Origin of the sequence: Chryseomicrobium excrementi, from assembly GCF_002798305.1 — a bacterium.
GTDB lineage: Bacteria > Bacillota > Bacilli > Bacillales_A > Planococcaceae > Chryseomicrobium > Chryseomicrobium excrementi.
Genome location: NZ_PCGR01000002.1, coordinates 151,378 through 175,455, shown reverse-complemented (window position 1 = coordinate 175,455; position 24,078 = coordinate 151,378). Strand labels below are relative to the sequence as shown.

General features: G+C 45.6%; 24 protein-coding genes. 12 read left to right on the top strand and 12 right to left on the bottom strand.

The features are described from left to right. Positions 1 to 33 precede the first annotated feature (33 nt). From CQS04_RS05505 to CQS04_RS13670, 6 genes are all read left to right on the top strand, one after another. Entirely contained in the window at positions 34 to 1,362 is a 1,329-nt protein-coding gene (locus CQS04_RS05505) for a hemolysin family protein (protein ID WP_245858759.1), read from the top strand. A gap of 101 nt (positions 1,363 to 1,463) precedes the next feature. Then, positions 1,464 to 1,868, top strand: a complete 405-nt coding sequence (locus CQS04_RS05500; protein ID WP_100353179.1) for a (4Fe-4S)-binding protein — start codon at positions 1,464 to 1,466, stop codon at positions 1,866 to 1,868. Between the two features lie 11 nt (positions 1,869 to 1,879). Then, entirely contained in the window at positions 1,880 to 2,155 is a 276-nt protein-coding gene (locus CQS04_RS05495) for a GNAT family N-acetyltransferase (protein ID WP_100353178.1), read from the top strand. A gap of 55 nt (positions 2,156 to 2,210) precedes the next feature. Then, on the top strand, positions 2,211 to 2,576 hold the full coding sequence (locus tag CQS04_RS05490) for an ArsR/SmtB family transcription factor (RefSeq protein ID WP_100353177.1): 366 nt from the start codon (positions 2,211 to 2,213) through the stop codon (positions 2,574 to 2,576). Positions 2,577 to 2,710: 134 nt separating this feature from the next. Next, positions 2,711 to 4,822: a heavy metal translocating P-type ATPase gene (locus CQS04_RS05485; protein WP_100353176.1), complete on the top strand. Its 2,112-nt coding sequence runs from the start codon at positions 2,711 to 2,713 to the stop codon at positions 4,820 to 4,822. Between the two features lie 44 nt (positions 4,823 to 4,866). Then, positions 4,867 to 5,145 (top strand): hypothetical protein, encoded by a 279-nt coding sequence (locus CQS04_RS13670; protein WP_133118808.1) that lies wholly within the window; start codon positions 4,867 to 4,869, stop codon positions 5,143 to 5,145. Here the strand turns inward: CQS04_RS13670 and CQS04_RS05475 are convergent. Further along, positions 5,142 to 5,630 carry a GNAT family N-acetyltransferase gene (locus CQS04_RS05475; RefSeq protein ID WP_094943310.1) on the bottom strand — a complete coding sequence of 163 codons (489 nt, stop codon included), beginning with the start codon at positions 5,628 to 5,630 and terminating at the stop codon, positions 5,142 to 5,144. The two genes, CQS04_RS13670 and CQS04_RS05475, sit on opposite strands and share 4 nt — an antisense overlap. A 214-nt stretch (positions 5,631 to 5,844) precedes the next feature. On the opposite strand from CQS04_RS05475, the gene katG reads away from it, so the two are divergent. Continuing rightward, the gene (gene katG, locus CQS04_RS05470; protein ID WP_100353174.1) at positions 5,845 to 8,073 is read left to right on the top strand and encodes a catalase/peroxidase HPI; all 2,229 of its coding nucleotides are present in this window, start codon (positions 5,845 to 5,847) and stop codon (positions 8,071 to 8,073) included. A 47-nt stretch (positions 8,074 to 8,120) separates the two neighbouring features. Here the strand turns inward: katG and CQS04_RS05465 are convergent, their stop codons facing one another. Next, complete coding sequence (locus CQS04_RS05465; protein WP_100353173.1) at positions 8,121 to 9,374, bottom strand: ATP-binding protein; 1,254 nt, start codon at positions 9,372 to 9,374, stop codon at positions 8,121 to 8,123. 8 nt (positions 9,375 to 9,382) lie between these two features. After that, positions 9,383 to 11,275 (bottom strand): SpoIIE family protein phosphatase, encoded by a 1,893-nt coding sequence (locus CQS04_RS05460; protein ID WP_100353172.1) that lies wholly within the window; start codon positions 11,273 to 11,275, stop codon positions 9,383 to 9,385. Positions 11,276 to 11,441: 166 nt separating this feature from the next. Here CQS04_RS05460 and CQS04_RS13730 point away from each other — a divergent pair, with 166 nt between their 5' ends. Next, positions 11,442 to 11,609, top strand: a complete 168-nt coding sequence (locus tag CQS04_RS13730) for a hypothetical protein (protein ID WP_165775466.1) — start codon at positions 11,442 to 11,444, stop codon at positions 11,607 to 11,609. Positions 11,610 to 11,644: 35 nt separating this feature from the next. Here the strand turns inward: CQS04_RS13730 and CQS04_RS05455 are convergent, their stop codons facing one another. From CQS04_RS05455 to CQS04_RS05435, 5 genes are all read right to left on the bottom strand, one after another. Beyond that, entirely contained in the window at positions 11,645 to 11,824 is a 180-nt protein-coding gene (locus CQS04_RS05455; protein WP_100353171.1) for a hypothetical protein, read from the bottom strand. 13 nt (positions 11,825 to 11,837) lie between these two features. After that, complete coding sequence (locus CQS04_RS05450; RefSeq protein ID WP_100353170.1) at positions 11,838 to 12,746, bottom strand: NAD(P)-dependent alcohol dehydrogenase; 909 nt, start codon at positions 12,744 to 12,746, stop codon at positions 11,838 to 11,840. Positions 12,747 to 13,008: 262 nt separating this feature from the next. Continuing rightward, positions 13,009 to 14,628, bottom strand: a complete 1,620-nt coding sequence (locus CQS04_RS05445) for an FAD-dependent monooxygenase (protein ID WP_165775465.1) — start codon at positions 14,626 to 14,628, stop codon at positions 13,009 to 13,011. Positions 14,629 to 14,690: 62 nt separating this feature from the next. Next, the gene (locus CQS04_RS05440; RefSeq protein ID WP_100353168.1) at positions 14,691 to 16,220 is read right to left on the bottom strand and encodes a class I adenylate-forming enzyme family protein; all 1,530 of its coding nucleotides are present in this window, start codon (positions 16,218 to 16,220) and stop codon (positions 14,691 to 14,693) included. Continuing rightward, entirely contained in the window at positions 16,217 to 17,002 is a 786-nt protein-coding gene (locus CQS04_RS05435; RefSeq protein WP_100353167.1) for an SDR family NAD(P)-dependent oxidoreductase, read from the bottom strand. Before CQS04_RS05435 ends, CQS04_RS05440 begins: the two co-directional genes overlap by 4 nt. A 181-nt stretch (positions 17,003 to 17,183) precedes the next feature. Here CQS04_RS05435 and CQS04_RS05430 point away from each other — a divergent pair, with 181 nt between their 5' ends. From CQS04_RS05430 to CQS04_RS05420, 3 genes are read left to right on the top strand one after another with little or no spacing between them, the layout of a single operon-like run. After that, a complete protein-coding gene (locus CQS04_RS05430; protein ID WP_100353166.1) occupies positions 17,184 to 17,927 on the top strand; it encodes a methionine ABC transporter ATP-binding protein in 744 nt (247 codons plus the stop codon). Further along, positions 17,920 to 18,582 carry a methionine ABC transporter permease gene (locus CQS04_RS05425; protein ID WP_100353165.1) on the top strand — a complete coding sequence of 221 codons (663 nt, stop codon included), beginning with the start codon at positions 17,920 to 17,922 and terminating at the stop codon, positions 18,580 to 18,582. The genes CQS04_RS05430 and CQS04_RS05425 overlap by 8 nt, the downstream gene beginning before the upstream one ends. An 18-nt stretch (positions 18,583 to 18,600) precedes the next feature. Further along, the gene (locus CQS04_RS05420; protein WP_100353164.1) at positions 18,601 to 19,428 is read left to right on the top strand and encodes a MetQ/NlpA family ABC transporter substrate-binding protein; all 828 of its coding nucleotides are present in this window, start codon (positions 18,601 to 18,603) and stop codon (positions 19,426 to 19,428) included. Positions 19,429 to 19,483: 55 nt separating this feature from the next. Here CQS04_RS05420 and CQS04_RS05415 read toward each other — a convergent pair whose 3' ends face one another. Both CQS04_RS05415 and CQS04_RS05410 read right to left on the bottom strand, forming a co-directional pair. Continuing rightward, the gene (locus tag CQS04_RS05415; protein ID WP_100353163.1) at positions 19,484 to 20,536 is read right to left on the bottom strand and encodes an NHL repeat-containing protein; all 1,053 of its coding nucleotides are present in this window, start codon (positions 20,534 to 20,536) and stop codon (positions 19,484 to 19,486) included. Positions 20,537 to 20,715: 179 nt separating this feature from the next. Continuing rightward, positions 20,716 to 21,519, bottom strand: a complete 804-nt coding sequence (locus CQS04_RS05410; protein WP_100353162.1) for an SAM-dependent methyltransferase — start codon at positions 21,517 to 21,519, stop codon at positions 20,716 to 20,718. A gap of 231 nt (positions 21,520 to 21,750) precedes the next feature. On the opposite strand from CQS04_RS05410, the gene CQS04_RS05405 reads away from it, so the two are divergent. Then, entirely contained in the window at positions 21,751 to 22,389 is a 639-nt protein-coding gene (locus tag CQS04_RS05405) for an alpha/beta hydrolase (RefSeq protein WP_100353161.1), read from the top strand. A 34-nt stretch (positions 22,390 to 22,423) separates the two neighbouring features. Here CQS04_RS05405 and CQS04_RS05400 read toward each other — a convergent pair whose 3' ends face one another. Both CQS04_RS05400 and CQS04_RS05395 read right to left on the bottom strand, forming a co-directional pair. Continuing rightward, a complete protein-coding gene (locus CQS04_RS05400) occupies positions 22,424 to 23,530 on the bottom strand; it encodes a DUF3221 domain-containing protein (RefSeq protein WP_100353160.1) in 1,107 nt (368 codons plus the stop codon). Between the two features lie 87 nt (positions 23,531 to 23,617). Next, entirely contained in the window at positions 23,618 to 24,076 is a 459-nt protein-coding gene (locus CQS04_RS05395; protein WP_100353159.1) for an SRPBCC family protein, read from the bottom strand. Positions 24,077 to 24,078: the final 2 nt, after the last annotated feature.

Genomic DNA, 24,078 nt, shown 5'->3' with positions numbered 1-24,078 from the left:
ATTTAATGGAGGTGTCACCCGAAAGGGGACCATTTGGACATAGAAATAGCGTTTAATTTATTTATGATTGCCTTTTTGATTGCAGCCACCGCATTTTTTGTAGGGTCGGAGTTCGCCGTAGTAAAAGTCCGGTCTTCTCGTCTTGACCAATTGATTGCAGAAGGCAACAAAAGTGCAGTTCTTGCTAAAAAAGTAACTTCAGACTTAGATTATTATTTATCTGCTTGTCAATTAGGTATAACTGTTACTGCTTTAGGACTTGGATTCTTAGGAAAGCCAACTGTAGAGCTCTTACTTTACCCTGTCCTACAAGAGTTTGATTTGCCACAATCGTTTATTTCCATCTTCTCGTTTGTACTTGCCTTTTCTTTGGTTACGTTTTTACACGTCGTCGTGGGAGAGCTTGCACCAAAGACACTCGCCATCCAGTTTGCCGAGCGTATGACACTTCTGTTATCTCGCCCTCTTTACTGGTTTGGTAAAGTCATGTTCCCTCTCATCTGGTTGTTGAACGGCTCAGGCCGTCTCCTTCTCAGCTTGTTCGGTGTCAAACCTGCGGGTCATGATGTCGCCCACTCAGAAGAAGAACTGAAAATCTTGATGGCGCAAAGCTTCAAGAGCGGCGAACTCAACCAGACAGAGCTTGCGTTCATGCAGAACATCTTTGCGTTCGATGAGCATATCGCGCGTGACTTGATGGTCCCTCGCACTAAAATGGAGACCATCGATATCACAACGACACATCAAGAGATGCTGAACGAGTTTGAAGAGCACCAGTTCACTCGTTACGCAATCACAGAAGACTATGATAAAGACAAGATCATCGGCTATATAAATGCGAAAGAGATCTTACTCGAGATCGCCGCGGGGACACTTCAAGACTTTGCATCGTATGTGAAGCCGCTTCCGGTCGTATCAGAAAATACGCCTCTTGATAAGACGTTCGCTACAATGAAAGCAAACCGTGCACACATGGTTCTCGTAGTAGATGAATACGGCGGGACTGCGGGAATGTTGACACTTGAAGACGTCCTTGAAGAAATCGTCGGAGAGATCCGTGATGAGTTTGATACGGATGAAGTGGATGACATCCAGGACATCGGACCTTCTCAATACGAAGTGGACGGACGCGTGCTCTTAGTTGATTTGCAGGAGCGATTCTCGTTACGCTTTGAGGATTCCGAAGATATTGAGACTTTAGCTGGTTGGATCCAAGCGCGTTCGTTAGAAGTGAAGCATGACGATGTGTTTGAAGAAGACGGCTTTGAACTTCGAGTCATTGAGTTCGAACAGAACCACATTGAGCGCGTCTTACTTACACTAAAAGAAAAACCACAACTTCCAAGTGAAGAGGAAGAATAATACAGAGTCAGCAGTCCAAACCGGATTGCTGGCTTTTTGTGTTTTGACAGATAGACGTGATACACTCATTGTAAGAAAAATCTGAAATCGAGGTGACAGACATGAAGTTAGAGCCAAAAGAATACGTCAGCCCGGAAATCAATGTCTACTTCACTCCAGGCCTATGCATTCACGCCGCTGAATGTGTCAAAGGGCTTCCGTCCGTATTTGATACGAAGAAACGGCCTTGGGTCAATCCTGAGAACGGGGCAGCTCCTGATATTGCAGAAGTAGTAGAACGCTGTCCAAGCGGAGCCCTTCAATATATTCGACACGATGGTGTGCGAGGTGAACTACCTGAAGTCCCGACGAAAGTCGAAACCAATGACAAACAACAGCTCATCATGCGAGGTGACCTCCATTTCCGTCAACAAGACCAGGATATCGTGACGTACCGAGCCGTCGTCTGTGGATGCGGCCAGACAGGAAATTCCCCATTCTGTGATAAAAAAGGCAGCTGCCACTAAGGAGAGATGACATGGAAATCAAACATGCAGACAATAAATTTTTTGTAGGTGAAGATAGCTCTAACACATTAGCCGAGGTCCATTATGTTCCCACTGGTTCTACAAAACTGATTGCCGACCATACTCATGTAGATGATTCTTTGCGTGGTGAAGGTGTCGGGCAAAAACTAGTAGAACAACTGGTCATCTATGCGCGTGAAAAAGACTTGAAAATCGTCCCTCTGTGCCCATTCGTAAAGAGTCAATTTGAAAAAACACCAGAGTACGAGGACGTTTGGAACAAATGAGTGTCACGAGTTTGGTATACTGGAGCTATTACCAGATCAAAGGATGCGATACCGTATGCCCTCACAACTAAACAAAGTGCCGGCAGATAGCTGCGAAGTCGAATGCACACACCCGGAGGTCGTAGAACGCGTCACTCCACTCATCTCGCAAGTCGAAGGTGTCGAAACGATCTTCAAAGCCTTATCTGATGCGACCCGGATGAAAATCATTTACGCCCTGACACAAGAAGACGAACTTTGTGTCTGTGACGTTGCTGCTATCATTGGAATTTCAACAGCCACTGCTTCTCATCATTTACGCCTCTTGCGCACAATGGGAATTGCAAAAAACCGTAAGCAAGGGAAGCTGGTCTATTATTCCGTGAAAGACCATCACATTACAGATCTCGTCAAAATTGCTATAGAACATCATAACGAATGACCCTCCTCTTTCTCCCTTGCGGATGAAGGGGTTTTTCATTCAAATGAATATTTGAATGAAATTGACACAAGTTAGGAACGAGTATATACTAAAGACAATCAAACATTTATTTGAATGTAAAGGGCGTGTACACTATGAAAACCGAACCCCATGTATACCGACTAGAAGGATTGTCTTGTACCAATTGTGCCGCTAAATTTGAAAAGAACATCCAACAGATCGAGACAGTGAAAGAGCTGCAACTGAACTTTGGTGCCTCCAAACTGACCGTTACAGGAGACGTCACGATTGAACAACTAGAACAGGCTGGTGCTTTCGATGGCATTCGTGTCTACGAAGAATCGTACCGACCTAACCATCGTGAAAAGCACTCGTTTTGGGAGTCACGCGAGAACCGCAATACGGTAGCTTCGTTTGTCCTTCTTCTGTTTGCACTAGCTGCAGAGTATGGATTTTCCGCTTCGGAGCCAGTAGTTACTGGCCTGTACCTTGCTGCCATCGTAGTGGGTGGGTGGACACTCTTCAAAGAAGGTTTTGCGAACCTCTTACGTTTTGATTTCGATATGAAGACACTGATGACCATCGCCATCATTGGAGCTGCCATCATTGGGGAATGGCAAGAAGGCGCTGTTGTGGTCTTATTGTTCGCACTCAGTGAAGCACTCGAATCTTACTCAATGGACAAGGCACGAGAGTCTATTCGTAGTTTGATGGACATTGCGCCGAATGAGGCTGTCATTCGACGACACAGTGAACTACTCACTTTAGATGTAAACGACATTCAAGTGGGCGATGTCATGCTCGTCAAACCTGGTCAAAAAATTGCCATGGACGGAACGGTCTTAATCGGAGAATCTTCCATTAATGAAGCTGCGATCACTGGCGAATCGATGCCGAAGCACAAGCGAATCGGCGATGACGTTTACGCAGGGTCTTTAAATGAAGAAGGTTACCTTGAAGTGACCGTGACAAAACGAGTAGAAGATACGACGATTGCCAAGATCATTCACTTAGTGGAAGAAGCACAGGCTGAAAAAGCACCGTCTCAACAGTTCGTCGATCGTTTTGCAGCGTACTACACACCTGCTATTTTGGTGATCGCCTTACTGATTGCTGTCCTTCCTCCTCTGGTCTTCTCAGGAGACTGGTCGGAATGGATTTACCGCGGCCTTGCTGTACTGGTCGTCGGCTGTCCGTGTGCTTTAGTCGTCTCGACTCCTGTAGCCATTGTCACCGCCATCGGAAACGCTGCGAAACACGGTGTGTTGATCAAAGGCGGCGTCTATTTAGAAGAGCTGGGTCGCATTCGAGCGATTGCGTTTGATAAGACGGGAACACTTTCTGAAGGCCGACCTGTAGTGACAGACATTTTGACTTTCCATGAAGCTTCAACAAACGACGTACTTGCGAAGGCTGCAGCAATTGAACAATTTTCGCAGCATCCACTTGCCTCTGCGATCGTGCGTCAAGCAAAAGAACAGCATGTCCCGATACTTGAAGCAACTGAGTTCCGTTCGGTTACGGGTAAAGGTGCTTATGCAAAAATTGGTGACGAGCGCTACACCATAGGAAGTCCGACACTATTCGACGACCACCCAGACTGGAACGAAGAGCTTGTCACTAATGTCGAAGCCTTGCAACACGATGGGAAGACCGTCATGGCTCTTGGAACCGATACGTTCATCGTGGCCTTGTTTGCCGTAGCGGACCCGATCCGTGAAGCGAGCGCCTCAACAATTGCGCGTCTGAAAGAGATCGGGATCTCAAATCTCGTAATGCTCACTGGAGACAATGCGATTACGGCGAATGCGTTGAATCGCAAGCTGGGTCTCGATACAGTCGAAGCGAACTTGTTACCCGAGCATAAACTGGAGAAAATTCGATCCCTTCAGCAGCAAGTCGGCTCTGTCGCTATGGTAGGAGACGGTGTCAATGATGCCCCTGCTTTAGCTAGTGCTACGGTCGGTATTGCAATGGGAGGCGCGGGAACGGACACTGCTCTCGAGACTGCAGATGTCGCATTACTTGCGGACGACCTGTCGAAACTTCCTTATACGATGGGACTAAGCCGCAAGACGCTTCAAATTATCAAACAGAACATCGGCTTCGCTTTTGCCATCAAGCTCATCGCGTTATTGTTGATCGTTCCAGGTTGGCTAACGCTGTGGATGGCCGTACTGGCTGATGTCGGCTCGACCGTACTTGTCGTTTTGAACTCGATGCGATTGTTGCGTGTGAAGGAATAAATTGAGATGTATCAGGGATTCGCTTGTTTAAGCGGGTCCTTTTTTTGATTGGTGAAGGTCTTACTAGTAAGGACCTTTGGCTTGTTGATGAAGATGAAATCGTGCTCCTTGCAGAAGAAACGTCGCTCTATGCAGAAGAAAACCGGTCCCATGCAGAACAACAAGCTCTTATGTCGAACAAATGGCCCTCCTTGCAGAACAAAGTCCTCTCCTTGCACAACAATCCCACCTCTCATGCCCATGAACGCCCGCTCACCCTCACCCCCACACCCACGCCCAAACATACAAAAAGAGCCAACCCCACAGGGCCAGCTCTTCTCTAACTTACTTTCAATTCCATTCGCACTGTCTTCAGAGGATGCCCATCAAAATCTTCTTCAAACTCCTCGACGACTCCAAATCCTTTCGCCGCATAGAACGACAGGCCGGACCAGTTCTCTTTCTCCACATTGATGAACACGGACTGGATGCCTTGCAGCTCTTCAATACCCCGACGCAATAACGCAGAGCCAATGCCCTTCCCTTGATACTGAGGATGGAGGTAAATGGCTGCCAGTTCGGCAGAGCCGTCTTCTTTCAAATTCGAATAGTTGGCAAATCCAACGATTCGTCCCTCTGCTTCTGCTACGAGAAATAACGAATGATCTAGCCGGCGCTTCAGCTGCTCCGGATTATAGGCCATCTTCAAAAAGTTCGCTTGGACGTCTAAAGGGATGATGTCCTCATACGTACTATTCCAAGAGGTCTTGGCAACTTCTTGAACGGCTCCAATATCGTCTTCTTTCATATGCCGGATGTGGATAGTCATATGCATCTGCCTTCCCGCTTGTTTTAGCTTCTAGTTGTTTAATTATACCATTTATAACTCCCATTCTAAACTCGAAAATAAACTCTCGAATTCCGACCTTCTCGCTTCAATTCCACATGCTTATTTAGTATAATTATAAAGTGAGAATGATTCTCTCAGGGTCATTCGAATGCACCCATTTTTCACGATCTGAATACAAGGAGGAGAATTGAGAATGGAACACAACAATCAAAATCCAGGACACACAGCAGCTGGAGACGGACAGTGCCCAGTGACAGGTCTTGGTGCTGGTCATAAGGACAGCGCCATCACGACTTCTAAGAAGCCTGGAGGTACAAGCAATAAAGACTGGTGGCCAAATATGCTCAACTTGAACATCTTGCGCCAGCATGATACAAAAGCCAACCCGTTTGGAACAGACTTTGATTATAAAGAAGAGTTCTCAAAGCTCGACTATGATGCTTTGAAAGAAGACCTTCGAAAACTCATGACAGACAGTCAAGACTGGTGGCCAGCAGATTATGGTCATTACGGCGGTCTTTTCATCCGTATGTCATGGCACGCAGCAGGTACATACCGTACCTTCGACGGCCGCGGTGGCGGGAACACTGGAAACCAACGTTTCGCTCCATTAAACAGCTGGCCAGATAACGTCAACTTAGACAAAGCACGTCGTCTACTTTGGCCGATCAAGCAAAAGTACGGAAACAAGATCTCTTGGGCCGACCTTCTTGTGTTAACAGGAAACGTAGCTCTTGAGTCTATGGGCTTCAAAACATTCGGATTCGCAGCAGGACGCGAAGACGTTTGGCACCCAGAAGAAGACGTCTACTGGGGTAATGAAAAAGAGTGGTTAGCGGACAACCGTTACTCGGGCGACCGTGAACTTGAAAATCCACTTGCTGCAGTTCAAATGGGTCTGATCTACGTCAACCCAGAAGGACCAAACGGCAAGCCAGATCCACTTGCTTCTGCAAAAGATATTCGCGATACATTCGCTCGTATGGGAATGAATGACGAAGAAACAGTGGCACTAATTGCTGGTGGACACACATTTGGTAAAACACACGGTGCTGGAGATCCATCACAAGTTGGAGACGATCCAGAAGCTGCAGACATCGAGAACCAAGGTTTAGGTTGGTTGAGCAGCCACAAGTCTGGTAAAGGTCGCGACACGATCTCTTCTGGCCTTGAAGGTGCTTGGACAGCGAACCCAACGCAGTGGGACAACGGCTACTGGGTACAATTGTTTGAATACGACTGGGAATTAACGAAGAGTCCAGCTGGTGCATATCAGTGGATCGCAAAAGACTTGAAAGAAGAAGATATGGCTCCAGACGCAGAAGACGCAAGCGTGAAAGTACCAACGATGATGTCTACTGCCGATATGGCACTTAAGATGGATCCAGATTACGAGAAAATCTCTCGTCGCTTCTATGAAGACCACGCTGCATTCGAAGATGCATTTGCTCGCGCTTGGTTCAAATTGCTTCACCGCGACATGGGTCCAAAAGACCGTTATTGGGGTCCTGAAGTGCCACAAGAAGAATTGATCTGGCAAGATCCAATTCCAAAAGTGGACTATACATTATCCAACGATGAAATCGCAGACTTGAAAGAAAAAATCTTGGCTACTGACCTAACTGTGAGCGAGCTTGTCAAAGTGGCATGGGCTTCTGCAAGCACATTCCGTCACACAGACATGCGCGGCGGTGCAAACGGTGCACGTATCCGCTTTGCTCCACAACGCAACTGGGAAGCAAACGAACCTGAGCTTCTTGAAAAAGCATTAAAGATCTATGAAGAGCTTCAAGCTGGTCTTGAGAAAAATGTTAGCCTAGCAGATCTAATCGTTCTTGGTGGTACAGCGGCAGTTGAAAAGGCAGCACGTGATGCAGGCTTTGACATCGTCGTACCATTCTCTCCAGGACGCGGAGATGCTACAGAAGAGCAAACAGATGCAGAAAGCTTTGAAGTACTTGAGCCAATCTCTGACGGTTTCCGTAACTACCAGAAGGCTGAATACGAGACAAGCCCAGAAGAAATGCTTGTCGACAAAGCACACCTACTTGGTCTGACAGCTCCAGAAATGACAGTTCTTCTTGGTGGATTGCGTGCTCTAGGTGCCAACCACGGGGATTCGAAGCACGGTGTATTCGGTGAAGAAACTGGCAAATTGACGAACGACTTCTTCGTGAACTTGTTAGATATGAACATCGAATGGAAACCAGCCGGATTCAACCAATACGAAGGCCGCGACCGCAAGTCAGGTGAAGTGAAACGTACAGCCACTCGCTTCGACCTAGTATTCGGTTCGAACTCAATCCTCCGCGCACTTGCAGAAGTGTATGCGCAAGACGACAACAAAGAGAAATTTGTTCACGACTTCGCAAAAGCATGGGTCAAAGTAATGGATGCAGACCGCTTCGACTTGAAAAACTAATACAAAGTAAAAGCACGTGCCTCTCCACTCGAGAGGACACGTGCTTTTTAAATTGGGAATTTTAGTGTAACTGTCGTTCCTTTTTGAACTTCACTCTTGATAGAGAAGGTCCCTTCAAGTTCTCTCACAAGTTGCTGTGTGACATACAAACCTTGTCCCGCTATGGTTCTTCCAGAGACATAGCTAAGGTCAATCAGAGTTGCTAACTGCTCCTGCGCAATCCCAATGCCGGTATCATCCACATAGATATACAACCAGTTGCGTTTTACAAGACCAGATAACGTCACCGTCCCTCCTTTTGGAGTGGCGTCTAATGCATTTTTCATGACATTCATTAAAATCTGACGCATCGAAGTGTGAGGGAAACTAAGCGACTCTGGTACTTCTAAATCTAGAACAAGCCGAACTCCTTTTTGCTTGGCGTACAGTTCTAAACTCTGTTTCACTTCTGTTGTCACAGCAAGAAGTGGCTTTTCTTCTTCCGATAATAAAATGTTTTGTCCCGATGTATACTTGTTTAATGTATCCGAGAGCTGTGCCAACTCATGTTCTACCGCTTCAATATGAGAAAGGTCTGTCGCTACTCCTCGTTTCTTCAACTCCTGGATATGTCGATCCGCCTCTTCAATGTGCGTTGTCAGCTGAAGGCCTAATATCTCTCCAACCTCTGTAATGTAGTTGACCTTTTCTTTGGTCAACGCCTCTTTTTTCAACATCGTGTAAAAGCGCATATTTTCGGAGAAATAGATGAACGTGATACTTGAAATCACATAGAGGATGAGCATGCTCGTGAATACCGGCATGGCAATCTCTTGCAACGCCTGACCTTCCCCGTTCAATAAGAAATGGGCGAAGATCCCTACGACAGCAAGTCCCCATGTGACAATCCCCAATCCACCACTCGCTAAAATTCTACGATTAAACGGTAGCTTCAGAAACCCGCGACGAACAAATGTAAAAATGAAAATGAGGGCAATCGCTATAACTAGCACAATGAGTGAGGCTTGAACGCCCCCTATAACAAATCGCATCAAAATGATCATGGTCGCTGTAATACCGCCGCTCAACATACCACCATACAAAATCGAAATCAATAAAGCCACCCACCGGAGATCCCACAAGAATCCGGTTCCTCCAACCATGGGAAAAGACATACAAAGAATGGCTGCGGTTCCTAAAAGGACGCCCAGAAATACACGTGCTCCAATTGTATTGTAGCTAGAAATAATAAATTGGAAAAAGTACAACGGAGTTAAAATCAACAAGAAGTTGAGAAGCAAATCTGCATATTGAAACTCCATAAACCCACCTACACTTTCAAGACGAGAAGGGTCTGATCATCTTCTACAGGCAGTGGTTCCAATGCATTTATTTTATCAAATAGTGCACGAGCCAGCTCGTCTGCTGAAAGATCAAAATCGACTTCTTGAAGTGCTTGTCGAACGGTCTCCCCATCATCATTCTTATTTTTCTTACGTTCAATCATGCCGTCTGTGAACAACAGCAAGATGTCACCATCGGTTAATTCAATAAACTCTTCTTTAAATTCCGCCTCTTCAACAATTCCGAGCAATGGACCCGTCGGTGTCAATTCACGTAGCTGACCTGTATAACGGTTGTAAAGAAGGCCGGGTTCATGTCCAGCAGAAGAGTAACAAAGCTCTCGTTTGTTAGGATTGTAAGATGCTTTGAACATACTTATAAAGCGACTAGACTCCATGTAGCGATAAGAGAAAGAATTGATCTTCTCAAGAACTGAACGCGGGGTCTCTCGCATCTCCATCGCAAATTGCATCATCGTCATCTGGATAGCAGCAGGGATTCCCTTACCGGACACATCTGCCACACCAAAAATCATTTCATCGTCATTCCGAATAACCGTATAGAAGTCACCGTTCAGCTCCTTGAAAGCATGACTGACGACCCCAATATCTAGAGGCAGGTTTGTGCGTTCCATCGCATCAAAGAGGTCTTCTTGGACTTGGGCAGCAAGTCCGATCTCTAATTGAACGGCTTGGTGAGAGCGTTCCAGCTCTTTTAATTTGAGCGGTTCCGTCACATCTTTAAAGGTGACAAGCACACCTTGACCACCACTGTCATCCACAACCGGCTGTACAAAGTATTCTACAGGGAATGACGTCCCGTCCTTTCGCCAAAACAACTCATCCGCTACGAAGGAGAACTCAGAAGTCTCCAGTGACAAGTAGATGGGGTTATCCTCGATATAGTGTTGCTTGCCGTTTTTTTTCGTATGGTGAATGATGGGGTGTACAAGTCGCCCCTGAAGCTCGTCCCGTCGGAATCCCAACATCCGACAAGCCGGATCATTGATGAACGTGAACTGCCCTTTCGCATCCACTCCGAAAATCCCTTCTCCTACCGTGTTCAAAAAGCGTTCATAGGTGCCAGAAAGACGCTCTATTTCTCGGTACGGCTTTTCTCCAAACTGAATATAAAGAAGTGCAAACAAGTATCCAAGAGCTCCGATTTTAATGATATGTGCCGCAATGTAAGTTGTACTTTCCGGAGTTCCGGAGAGCATGATGATATAGAAAAACATGTAATAAATTGAAATTGGCACTATAAAAGAGTACTCCAAAGAACTCAGACGCAGCCCTTTTTTCCAAAATTTCAACCATAGTACAACTCCGATATGCAGCAACGCTAAGAGGATCACTCCTATTTGAATGAACAGTTGAAGAGGGAACTCCTCAGGTCGAATGTCCTTCACTACGAACGTCAAAGCAACAATGGCCACGATGTAAAAAAGGGAAATCACTATACTCGAACGTTTGAAGTTCTTCAATTGAATCATTCGCTTGTTCTGAATCATTAAGAGGGTAAGCATTCCGAACTCTGTGAGACGGGCAATGAACCAATACTCTCTCGACATGTCGAGAGTTGTAAAGCTCGCAGCCGGCATTCCAGGAAAGGTCAATAAATGAAACAAGTCGAACAGTCCGATGGCTAAAAATATTCCTGACAAAATCAAATTGTTATAAGAATCTCCAATGCGAGTATAGAGCCAAGCTTGTACAGCAATCATCAGAGCAACAAACGAACTGGCTATCGTGATGATCATATAGACCAACAAATAGACAGGGCTTTCTGTATCTTGATAGCCGAGCAACACTCGGACTAAGACGAAGGCTGTGAAGAGGATCCCGAAGAGAAATGCCGCTTTTGTGTGTTTCGGTGTCATAGGGACCTCATTCCTCCTTTTTCATGTAACTGTATTATCACAGTTTATACAAACTTTGTACAGAAAGAAGACACATCCTAACCAGAAAACTTCAATTGCAGAAACCATCTTTCTTGATTCTGAAAATTTTGATACACTAACTATCATACTATTTTGGAGATTACCGATGAAAAAATCATTGAAATATGTGTTCCTGTTCGTTTTAATGGTGGCGTTCTCGTATTATTCAGGTCCACTCAAGGAAAGCTTTTGGCTCTACTTTTTTGTAGGTGTTCCGATAGTCTTGGTTGTCGCCATGCTGTCTTTTAACTTTTTGGAAAAACGAGGATATTAAAAAAGGGAGGCTCCAGTGAGCTTCCCTTTTGACGTCTAGTTGAATAGATTGAATAGCATCCCCGCTATTATAAAAAGAATACCTGCTAACAGGAAATAGCCGATTATTTTAATAGGTAGCGGCAGTTTTCCTCCACGGCTTACAGGATAACCTTCAATTTTATTTAAATGCTCCATTGCATCATTGAATGGTTTTTGTCGTTCGTTTTGACTCACTCAAGTCGCCCCCTTAAATCGTCAGAATCACATTGCCTTTCTTGCGCCAGGATTCGGCATAGCGATGCGCTTCTACGATGTCTTCTATAGGATAGATGCGATCAATGACCGGTTGAAACTGTCCTTGAACAAACAAGCGACCTGCAGCTTCTAAATCCTCTTTTCGCTCTGCTGCCGTGCCCTTCCCATGTATAGATGTAAACTTGGTCGTCTCATGCATCAACCGCGCTCGGTCTTCTTTCGATAATTTTCCTACAGCATCAAACACGAGATCAAAGGTTCCAAGGCGAGTGGCCCAGTCTGCTTGTTTGTAACTAATAGCTTCATCGGCCCCTAACTGCTTCATCAGCTCAATGTTTTCAAGGCTCGTCACAGTAGTGACGAAGCATCCATAAGATTTAGCAATTTGAACAGCTGCCGTCCCGACGGCTCCAGATGCACCGTAGATACATACCGTCTTAGCCCGCTCCACCTGAGCTTTTCTGAGAAAATGATAAGCGGTCGTCACTCCAAACGGCAAGCTCGCCCCTTCTTCGTACGTCATCGTGTCAGGAATATGGGCTATACACTTCTCAGCTGAAAGCGTTGTATACTCTGCATAGCACCTCATTCGAAAGCCCGTCATCGCACATACGCGGTCTCCTACTTTAAATGTGGTCACTTGCTCGCCGACTTGTACCACTTCTCCTGACAAAGATGCGCCAAGTATTGGATTTCTCGGCCCTCGCATCCCTATGACGACTCGCATTAGTGGTTTTATCCACCCGTCTACAAGCAATCCACGAACGCGTACATCTCCTGAATTGACGCTCGTAGCATAGATACGAATCAATACTTCAGTCGGTTTCGGTGATGGCTTGGGAAGATCCACAATCTTTAGCACTTCAGGTGGTCCATACCGTTCACATACAGCAGCTTTCATTGCTTTTCACCTCGTCGTTATAGTTGGTACTTGTTAGTTTCGACAGGAATAAAGAGTTTCCCTTTAAATGAGCCGGGATTGCTGACCGTTTGGGCATTGTGTCGGGAGGGTCGGGCAGTATTGGGCACGATTCGAGAATTGTGTCGAAACTGAGCTTCTACGCGGACTTCACAGACGCTTCCCAGGACTTCACGACTCGTTCCGCGGACAACACCATAAACCCCCAACAAAAAACCGCCAGCCCCAAGGCTAGCGGTCCAACTCACTGAAAATAAGCACCAATCTTATCAATCATCGTCTGCGCATCCATCGACAGATCATGGAACAGCACATGGCCGTCTGGACGAAGAATCAACGTACTGCCCTTTTCCATACCGATCCCAATATCCAAGTGCCGGTGCACGTCATAGATGATTGGCAGGGCCTCTTCTTCTAAATCAAGCGTCCCACCTCGTGCTACAACAAACACTTTCATCATACCCGGATAGACGTCTTCTACTAATTTGTTGAACGTATGGGCATAGTCGATCAGCTCTCGTTCGTAACAATCGATGTAGATCAAGCACACAAATTCATGTTTCTGAACGAACGGATAGAGCCGTGCTGTCGATTTCCCTTCAAAGAACAGCTTTTGATCCGGTACACGTTGACCAGACTGGATGGCCTTCCGAGACAGACGTTTATCTTTAAACGCCTTGTTGCGTTTCACTTTATGATACTCGTGGTGAATGTGCGAATAGTAGTTGGCTACAAGAGGTTGCACCCATCCTTGGCTGAGAACGGCTTTACCTGACCAGTTGCGCAATTTGCCAATGACTCCGGTCTGCTCAATCCCTTTCAGCTCTAAGGTCGTATCTCGAATCACTTCCTGAGCAATCGGGTAACGCTCTTCATGATAACTCGCAAGGAACGAGTCCTTCGCATAGCCCTTTAACACCAAATCGATTTTCCAACACAGGTTGGATGCGTCCTCTAACCCGAGGTTCATCCCTTGACCACCGAGTGGATTGTTGACGTGCGCTGCATCTCCTAAGAAGAATACATTTCCTACACGATAATCGGGAACTTGGCGATGTTCGGTCTGGAAGGTCTTGATCCATTTCGGCAACTCGACACGGTACGGCACTTCTAAAATACGGTCGAGACTTTCTTGAAGTGCTTCAAGTGGCATTTCTTTCGGAACATCATTCCCTTGCCGCGCGCGGTCCATTCCGACTACTCGGTAGGTCCCGTCCTTATAAGGAAACAATGCCACTGCTCCTCGGTCATTCAAATGCATGTTGATGAAGATTTCATTGAGTCCTGGAATCTCCACATCAGCCGTGAAAAACGTATAGCCCTCGTCTTCGCCGATAAATGGGACGTCTAAAAACTGCCGGACGCGACTCTTCGCTCCGTCGCAGGCAAGGGCATATTTTGCAGAGTAATGTTTTTCGACACCGTGATGCAACGCCGTCACGAGCACCCCGTTGTCCGTCTGTTTGACGTCCACTACTTCATGTTCCATATACACTTCTGCATCTTGAGCTGCTAAGTTCGCGATGAACAATTCCTCGATTTCATTCTGAGGTAAGATGAACAGGTAAGGATACCGACTCTTGATGTGATGCAACTCTACATAGGAAGGTTCTCTTCCTGCTAAGTGCATCTTCATGCCCGGTCCTGGATAGCCTCGTTTTAAAAACAATTCATGGATTCCCAAAAACTCCAAAAGCTCGACAGATCGTGCTTGGATACCGAGCGCTTTAGCTAGTGGGGTTGGCCCCGGTCGTTTTTCTAAACAGATATAATTGACGCCTCGTTTTTGGAACTCATTCGCCGCCATCAGTCCAGCGGGCCCAGCTCCAATGATGAGTACGTCTGTTTTGATCACTTCCGTCATGTGCGCCGCTCCTCTCATCCCATCACTTTCGTTACCTCTAGTGTACCCGAAAATGGCAAGGTCTAACTAAAGGAGTGCTTTGAAATGGTGAGAAGTTGTTTGCGATCCTTTTTACCGAGCGTCGTGTAGGGAATCTCTTTCACAAAATGAATCTCTTTTGGCATCTGAAACCGCGCAGCTCGTGCCTCCAACCAATGATAGAGGTCTTCACGTTGTAAATCAGGGTTTTCCGAAACTACATACGCACAGAGCCGTTGACCAAACTCAGCATCATCTAGTGACACCACAACGACATCAACGACTTCTCCATGATCCATTAGCAAACGCTCCACATCAGCTGGGTAGACATTTTCTCCACCAGAAACAATACGATCGTCGACCCGGCCGGTTAAGTAAAACAGACCTTTGTCATCTTTATAGCCGACATCTCCCGTTGGAATGAGACCCGCTTCGTTCTGTTGCATCGACCATTGCGCACTTATATGAAACTCCCCTAGCTCCCCGCTCTTTACTTCTTTACCAGACGCATCGAGTACCTTTAACACCATTCCTTCTAAAGGAGTACCAATGGTTGCGGGATGACAAGCGAGTTGTTCAGGTGTCGCAATGGCATTCAGTCCCGTCTCTGTCGTCCCGTATAGATTGTATAGCAGTAAACCTAGCTTCTTCTGTACCAGTCGAATCAGCGGAGCCGGTAACTCGGCCCCCCCGCATGCGATGCATTTCAATGACTTTAACTTCTCGGGATGCGCCTTTACTAAACGATTTACCATGAGAGGTACTGCATTCATGAAGTCGACCTGATGTTCTTCGATAAGTTGTGCAGCTTTCTCCACTTCGAATTTTTTTGTCAGAATCATCGGCTTCCCGATAGCCAAAAAGGCAAATAGTAAGGACAATCCGTAACCATGGTAGAGCGGTGTCGCAATAAATGCCACCTGCTTCTCTAACAATTGAAAAGCGGTGATCACGGTCTGTAATGGCTTTAGATACGTTCCGACAGCCGGTTGATGAGGTGCGAGTTTGGAAGGTCCCGTTGTCCCACCTGTTGCCAAAACAAAAGGTCCCGAACTCGTGCGACGAAGCGACATATCCGGTAATTGCTCCGTCTCTTGGATCAGTTCAAATACATCGTCTAGTTCTAAACACGCCACACCCTGAGGTAGATCGTGCTCGCGTCCCCATATCACCAAATCGAACGAACCGTTTTGGAGCGCATCTTCTAATTGGGAGATACTCAGTTCTGGATTGATCAAATGAACCGTGGCTCCCAGTCGTGATAGAGCAAACAAAGATTGGATACCTCGGACATCTGTCGCACACACAAGAGCAACGCGGGACTGATTCGAGATTTGATAGTGTTCCGATAGCTGCTTCGCTAAGGTCATCACTTCTCTCGACATCTGTTGATACGTGCGCACGTCTCCGTCCACTTCAAGCATCTTCGCCTCTGGGCTTCTAGACGCTGTGAAAGACAGCAACATCATCAAGTTCGAGCCGTGCTGAACCCAGGCACAGAACAACTGGAATAGATGTACAGGACTAAACAACTGTAACGATTTCATCACGCGCAGTAACGTCCAACCTGTCATCGAATCCCTCCTTTCCAAAACAACCACCACGGAGTAGCTAGTCGTTTACGTGTATACATCAATCGCAAAATCTCGTGGGCCGCCTGCTCCGTAGACATGGCCGGCATCTTCGCATACGCTTTTGTCGGCTTGATCATAGGTGTCCGGACGAGTGATAAGTAAATCGTTGAAACGCTAACTCCTTGCTCTTTCAGTTCTGGAGCCGCGGAACGCAACCATGTATCAAATGCTGCTTTTGAAGCTTGATAGGCTGCCCAATGCTTCATAGGTGACAACAATACATTGATTGTCGACACGTTGATGATATGCCCCTTCCGTTTGATAAGTAGCGGTAGGATTCGCAATAAAATTTTAACTGGGGCAAAGTAATTGATGGCCATCGTTCGTTCAAAGTCATGGGCCCGGTCCAATGAGCTTAAGACAGGACGATGGATGGAAAGGCCTGCATTGTTGATGAAGTAGTCAATTCCGTCTGTGAACTCACATAAGAAGCTAGTGAATCCCTCTAGCTGCTCCGGGTCCCGTAGATCCGCAACATGAATATGTATCTTTGTTTCTTCGCATTCGTTCCGTGCTTTGAACGATAGGAGTTCTTCTGCATTACGACCTGTCAAAATCAAAGTTACAGGAAGGTCTGATAGTTCAAAGGCCAGTTGTTTGCCAATTCCAGATGTCGCCCCTGTAATGACAATGACTCGACTTCGTGTAGCTTTCAAAAGTCGCTTGCTGTCACTCATTCGGTTCGGATAGAGCAGACGCTCTAAAAGCTGTAGACCATTCATAGCATCGCCCTTTTTTGGTTATTATTCCCATGATACGCTATTTCTACGCGTTCGCCTAGCCTTTCTTGTAAATTCACTAAATAGACAGACAATAATCCAACTGTTTTACACGGATTAAACCGTAGTCTATAATAAGGGGCGTTGTGTACACCTGAACCACGGATGAATAGGAGCTTGTCATATGATTGCCATTCACCAATTACATAAACGGTACGGCGAGTTCAGTGCTATACAGGATGTCTCGCTTTCCATCCCTTCCGGTGCCATCTACGGCATTATCGGGGCAAGTGGGGCTGGAAAATCCACGCTTCTTCGCATGATGAATCTACTGGAGCGTCCCGATAGCGGAACGGTCTACGTTGCAGATCAAGACCTGACCCAGTTGTCTAGCCGAGACTTACGGAAAGCGCGCAAGTCCATCGGGATGATTTTTCAGCATTTTCATCTCGTTGCGAATAAGACAGTCCGAGACAATGTCCGAGTGGCACTTGAACTTGCGAGCTACCCAAAAGCACAGCAACTTTCTCGCGTCGAAGAATGCTTACGTTTTGTCGGTCTCGAAGACATGGCTCTCAAGTACCCGGCTGAACTCAGTGGCGGTCAGAAGCAACGTGTCGCAATAGCTCGTGCCCTAGCTACGAACCCAAGTGTTTTGCTGTGCGACGAACCGACGTCTTCCCTTGATCCGCAGACGACGTCTGAAGTCCTTCGAGTCTTGCAAGATATCAACGAGCGCTTCGGCATCACCATTGTCATTGTGAGCCACGAGATGGCGGTCATCAAAAGCATCTGTACGCACGTCACGGTTCTGGAACAAGGTCGCATTTATGAGACTCTGACGCATACACCCCAAGGAATCCAGTCCCCTGGTACCTCTTCTGCTTATTTCGTTGAACAGCTGAAGGAGGGAACTGCCGATGCCTGATGTCCTCGTTCAGTACCAGGGAGAAATCATTCAATCGATTGGCGAGACCTTTTATATGGTCGGCGTGTCCATCCTGTTTGCCGTATTGATCGGCCTACCTGTTGGGACCTTCCTGTTCTTGTGCCGGAAAGGACAGCTGCTTGAAAACCAGCTCGTCTTCTCGACTTTGAACCTCTTAGTGAATGTGACGCGTTCCTTCCCGTTTTTGTTACTAGTTGTTTTTTTAATTCCGTTCACACGACTGATCATCGGGACAGCGATTGGAACAACAGCCGCCACAGTGCCGCTTGCTATCATTGCCATTGCGCACTACTCACGCCTTGTGGAGCAGTCATTACTTGATGTTCCGCGTGGTGTGTTGGAAGCTGCCGTCTCTATGGGAGCATCCGTCCGTGAGATTATCACGAAATTTCTTTACGTCGAAGCGCGCTCAAGCCTGGTCATGGGTTTGACGACTTCAATTATCAGCTTCATCTCGTATTCTACGATTATGGGAGTCGTCGGGGGCGGCGGTATCGGAGACTTTGCGATTCGCTACGGTTACCAGCAGTTCAAGACCGACCTCATGACGTACATGATCATCATCATGGTCATCTTGGTGCAGAGCATCCAGTTCGTTGGAATGTCACTCGCTAGATGGCTCGACAAACGCTAATTATTAGGAGGAACCACCATGAAGAAACTACTTGCACTCCTCGCTGTTCTTGTCCTGATGCTCGCTGCTTGCGGCAACTCAGACGACGCAGCTACAACAGAAGAAACGCCTGAATCGAACGAAACGACCACACTAAAAGTCGCTTCTTTGATTCCACCGATGACGGAAATCTTAGAACTTGTGAAACCAACACTTGCTGAAGAAGGCATCGAACTGGAAGTCGTAGTCCTTGGCGACAATGTTCAACCAAATGCTGCCCTTGCTGCTGAAGAAGTGGACGCAAACTTCTTCCAACACGTGCCGTACATGGAAGAGTTCAACCGTTCTAACGATGCGAATCTAGTTCCAATCACACCGATCTACTTCGCAAACTACGGTGTTTACTCAAAAGAGTTTGGTTCAATTGATGAGCTACCAGAAGGTGCAACCGTGACGATTGCAAATGATATTTCGAACATTGACCGTTCGTTGTCTCTACTTGCACAACACGGTGTCATCACGCTTGGCGAGAAACAAGACAACTACTACACACAAGCTGACATCACAGAAAACCCGAAAAACTTGGTGTTCGAAGAAGTCGACTTATTGATGCTTGCTCGTACGTATGACGATGCGGACGCAGTAGTCATGACTCCTGCTTATGCGGCTCCACTTGGATTGACTCCAAAATCCGATGCCCTTCTTACAGAAGGTACTGAAAACGACTTCGCTATTACTCTTGTAGCTCGCGAAGACAACAAAGACGACGCAGCGATTCAGAAGCTTGCGGAAGTTATGACAAGCGATGCGGTTCGTGAGTTCTTGGAAGAGAACTACGACGAGACAGCGATCCCTGCATTTGAATAGAATGACAAAGCACCCAGATCCGGTTTTGGATTGGGTGCTTTTTTTTAGTTTTAAGTTAAAAATAATAGATTTCATTAGGGCAATCTTCTAATTTGAGGACCTTTGATACGCTCCATTCTTTTAGTAACACCATCAGTACCTCATTCGCAAATGGATTGGTAATAAACAATCGCTGGTTTGGTACATCAATGGCTATTCGAGGTTCATTATCCGCATCATGAGAAGAAGAATCCCATAACTGTTGCGAACGCCCAACTTGTTGAGTCTCTAAATCCACTTCGTATAAATACCCGTCTTTGCCAATAAGGTACCCTTTGGATTGGTGGACAAGGTATGAGAAATAATAGTCGGATGGTACTTCAACGAAATAAACAGTATGACTTTCAATATTGTATAGAATTAAACCAATATTGCTCATCGGATCAGCTATGGTCGAATAATTAGCCATTACCCATGGATTTCCATTTTCACTAACTAGCATGCCAGAGCGAGTAGTGTCATCTGGTAATGCACAAACCTTCACTGTATCCGTAGCTTCTTCATATACATTTAAAGCGGCTTCTGCTCCCATGACTGCAAATAGATTGCCTTTGTATTCTACAACTGTCTCACCATGGATAGCCGGTGCTGCTTCATACTTCTTCACCACTTGGCCCACTTCATCTAGACGAACGAATCGATCCCCAAGGGCAGCTTCTGAGCCCGCTTCTTTTGTTGATACGAGAATAGTTCCATCTTGTAGAGGAATCGCTACTCCATGATGCGCCGGAACTTGAACTTGAAAAAGTAACTTTGTCGGTTGATTGGCTTTAGGAGAAGTATAAACGGTGATTCGTCCGTCACCATCATTAAAAACGGCAAGCCGTCCAGCGTTTGCTATCACATGAGACGGAAGATGACTTCCTTCACTATGCGTCTCGATCTCCAGAGATTCTTTATTTAGCATTAATTGATGAATAATACCTTGGTCTCGTTCATTAAAAAGAAGACCCTCTTCTGGCAGTTTCGTTACATAGCTAAAAGGCATTGAGAACTCATTCACTACGTCAAACTCCGTGGAATCTAAAATCATTACATTTTCCGGAAAATTTATTAGTAATTTAGACATGAACTATCTCCTCATTTATTGTTTAATACAAACAATTATTTATGTATATTTCAGTTTCACTATACTCGTCCTTATCTGTTTGCGCTAGTGATTTAAAGAAGGCGACCAATAGGAAGACTTGAATCATTTAATCTTGAAGAAGGTACAGTGACGTTAGTAAATTCGTTTATATGAAAACTTCACTTCCCAATCAACACAAAAGTATCCAATGAGTCTGTGCCTGACTGCTTCATCGCGTCAATCAACGAGGTCGCCAGTGTCTGCAACTGTGTAGGCGATTTTAGGAATGCGTCTCGCAAGGTTTTCGCATAGCCCATTTCCCACTGCCCGTCTTGGAGATATCTAGAATAGACGGTCTCTTCTCTCGCAATCGAGAATCCGGCATCTTCCATCATACGGTGAATCGTTTCTCGGCTAAATAAGTGCTGGATGTTGCTGTCGTTTTCTGTGATTGTTGAATGTAAGGCTAGGAGCATAGCTGCACAAAAATGACCTCTTTGCGAGATGTCGGTGAAAGCCAAATCCCACTCTGCGAAAAATAAATTGGACGTGACTGTCCTGATCTTGCTCAGATACTCTGCCAACCTTTCTGGTGAATGAAAATACCAGCTTGAGTGTGCAAACACGATACCATCATAGTGTTTCAATCCTTCAAAGCTCAAAAAGTCTGTGTCCAAATGAAACGAGATCCGCTCTCCAAGTACTGTCTGCTTGATCTTCTGATGAGACTGCTCAAGCGTTAGCGGTGCCCCATAGTCCCCACCAGCAATATCAATAGCCGTCACGTGTCCAGAAGCCCCTACTTTATCCGCTAAAACAACCGTCATGTCCCCTTGCCCACAGCCAATCTCGAGTACAGTCATGCCTTCCTCTATACCAAAAGACTGCGCCAACTGAAAGCGATGGAGCAGTTGAACTTTTTGAATTTCATCATCGTTAAATAATTGGTACTTCTCACAAAATACTTCTACCTCTGTTTTCATGATTTCCCCCCGTCCTACTAGTCCTATATAAACACTCTTACCAAAATAAAATTTGTGAGTAGTTTATAAAAAATTACTTTATGTACTTATGAATACTATACTCTTCTTAAAAACTTTTTTTATCTTTACATGATACTTTCTATATTGCTTTTCATATAATTAGTCTGTATATTTAAGTTACTATTAGTAATTAACTTTTATATAGTAATTAAATTGAAGAGGTGACTTGTAATGACTGCTCCTTTACACTACGAAATTCGGAAACCAAACCAGATGGATCCTAACCGCACCTATCCTGCACTTTTTCTGTTGCACGGAATGGGTAGTAATGAGAAAGATTTATTACCACTAGTTGAAGGATTGGAAAATCAGTATTTAATTTTCAGCCTACGTGGTCCTATCGAGCAGTCTCCTGGGTATGCTTTCTTTACAATCGAAGGCTTCGGAAAGCCGCATGTTCCCGTGTTTGAAAACGCCATGGATCTGCTAATCCAGTTTTTAGACTATGCAACTGATATCTATCCTGTTGACCCACAACAGATCTATTTTATGGGATTCAGCCAAGGTGCCATCTCTTCAATGTCTCTTAGCACACGCATTCCAGACCGCATCAAAGGTGTGATTGCGTTGAGCGGCTATGTGCCTGCATTCGTCAAACAACAGACCGCTCTCTCAGCTTCATCTAATGTGAACTATTTCATTTCCCATGGCCAGCAAGACCCTGTACTCCCGTTTCAGTGGGGAGTAGAAGCTAGCGATTACTTCTCTTCTCTTGGAGCAAATGTGATTTTTAATAGCTATCCAGATGGACATTTCATCTCCCAACAGGTGTTCAATGATTTTAGAACTTGGTTGCAGCAACAATCTTAAAAAATGCAGGGACCCGTTATTGGATCCCTGCATTTTACTTGTCTTCGATTTCGAAAACCAATGTTTCTCCCTCATATCCTACTTCCATCTCTACCGTCCACTGATCGGTCGTTTCGCTGTAAACCGTTGAAATCAGAAGTGGATTCATCTGTTTCTGCTCTTCCTTCAATTGCTCGATAGCTTTTGCATTCACTTCAAACTCCGACAATGTCGCACCTTCAGGCTTGTAATTCGGATACACGTTTACAAACGCTGCTTCCCCTTGCGCTGGAAACGATTCGAGAACTGGTCCGTTAACTTCGATATGAACACGCATTCCCACTTTCAGCTCCGCTGCTTCGGTAAAGTAATAATGCGTATTTTGAGTGTGGATCTGTTCTTCGCCGACGAACATCAAGATTTCACCGTCCGACTGCGGTTCAGTCGTAAACTCTTCATCCGGGAAGATGACAACTGGTTCACCAGGACCGGGAACTAGAGGTCCAGTCAATGTGAATTCAATTGGCCATTCTTGGTAAAGCTCTTTAATCTTTTCTTGATCTTCCTCAGTGAACATATTGTGATCAATATGAACCGTTGTCGTAATCGGGTTGATACTTAAACTGAAAGTTCCTCGTTGCCGTCCAATGCCCGACTGCTCCAGTTCGATGTAGATCTTTTCTTGAAACGCATTGAGTTCTGATTGGGAATAAGTGATGGGGTAGAAATGAATATACTTCGCTAAGATCTCTCCATCGTCCACTTTCTTTTGAAGCGCTGCAAACAGCTCCTCGAATTTTTCATCCTGTTCTTTCAATCCAATATAAAATCCCAGTGGCTTTTCTTCTTCCGGATTGCTTTGGAAATAGACGATGGAATCTTTCTCTATCTCTTCATAACTCCCCCACACTTCAGCCATCGTTTCCTGCACAATCATAATTTCGTGAGCTTGGATTTCTTGGAGTTCTAAAGAGGCATCTGGCATTTCTTCCATGAGCTCCACGCGCTCATTGCGCAATTCTTCACTCACGGTCTGTTCTAGTTGTGGAAACTCCACTTCCGTCACCTGCACTTTTGGTGGATTTTGAGATGCGCTTTGATTGGCCGTACCACACCCTACTAGAAGTAGAACAATTAGAATTGCTCCAACTATCTTTTTCATTCGAACACCCCCGTCTACTGCAGTAGTCGACTTTTCTTGTAAAAAAGTTACAAGTGTTTCTGGAGGATTGGTTTTACGTTTAGGTGTTTACATCCTTTGAGACTCCGCTATGTTTTTCAACTCGTTAGCGCGATTCACAATGAAATTTCGCATATATTTTTCTAAAAACAGTTTGTCTGCCGCTACTCCAAGGAGCCCTAAAGGCGATTTGTAGGAAAAGGTGTCTTTCATTATCGTGCCCGTGCCACTCGTTCGAAATTCGTGTGTATGTGAAAATGAATGAAACGCGCCTTTTACCATCTCATCTGTGAAGGAATAAGGTCTCTCCATCTCGGTTATCTTTGCGGTTAATCTCTGCTTTACTCCTAGATGAACGGCTTCCCAAGTCACAGACTCTCCTATTTCTATAAGTCCTGTAGTTCTTCCTGCAACAGCACGCTCTTTTGTCTCGTTAGTAGTTTTCATATGAACTTCAATATCTCTCGCAAGATCAAAACAGACTTCGATTGGTGCTTCGATATAAATTTCGTATTTGATGATTGGCATGT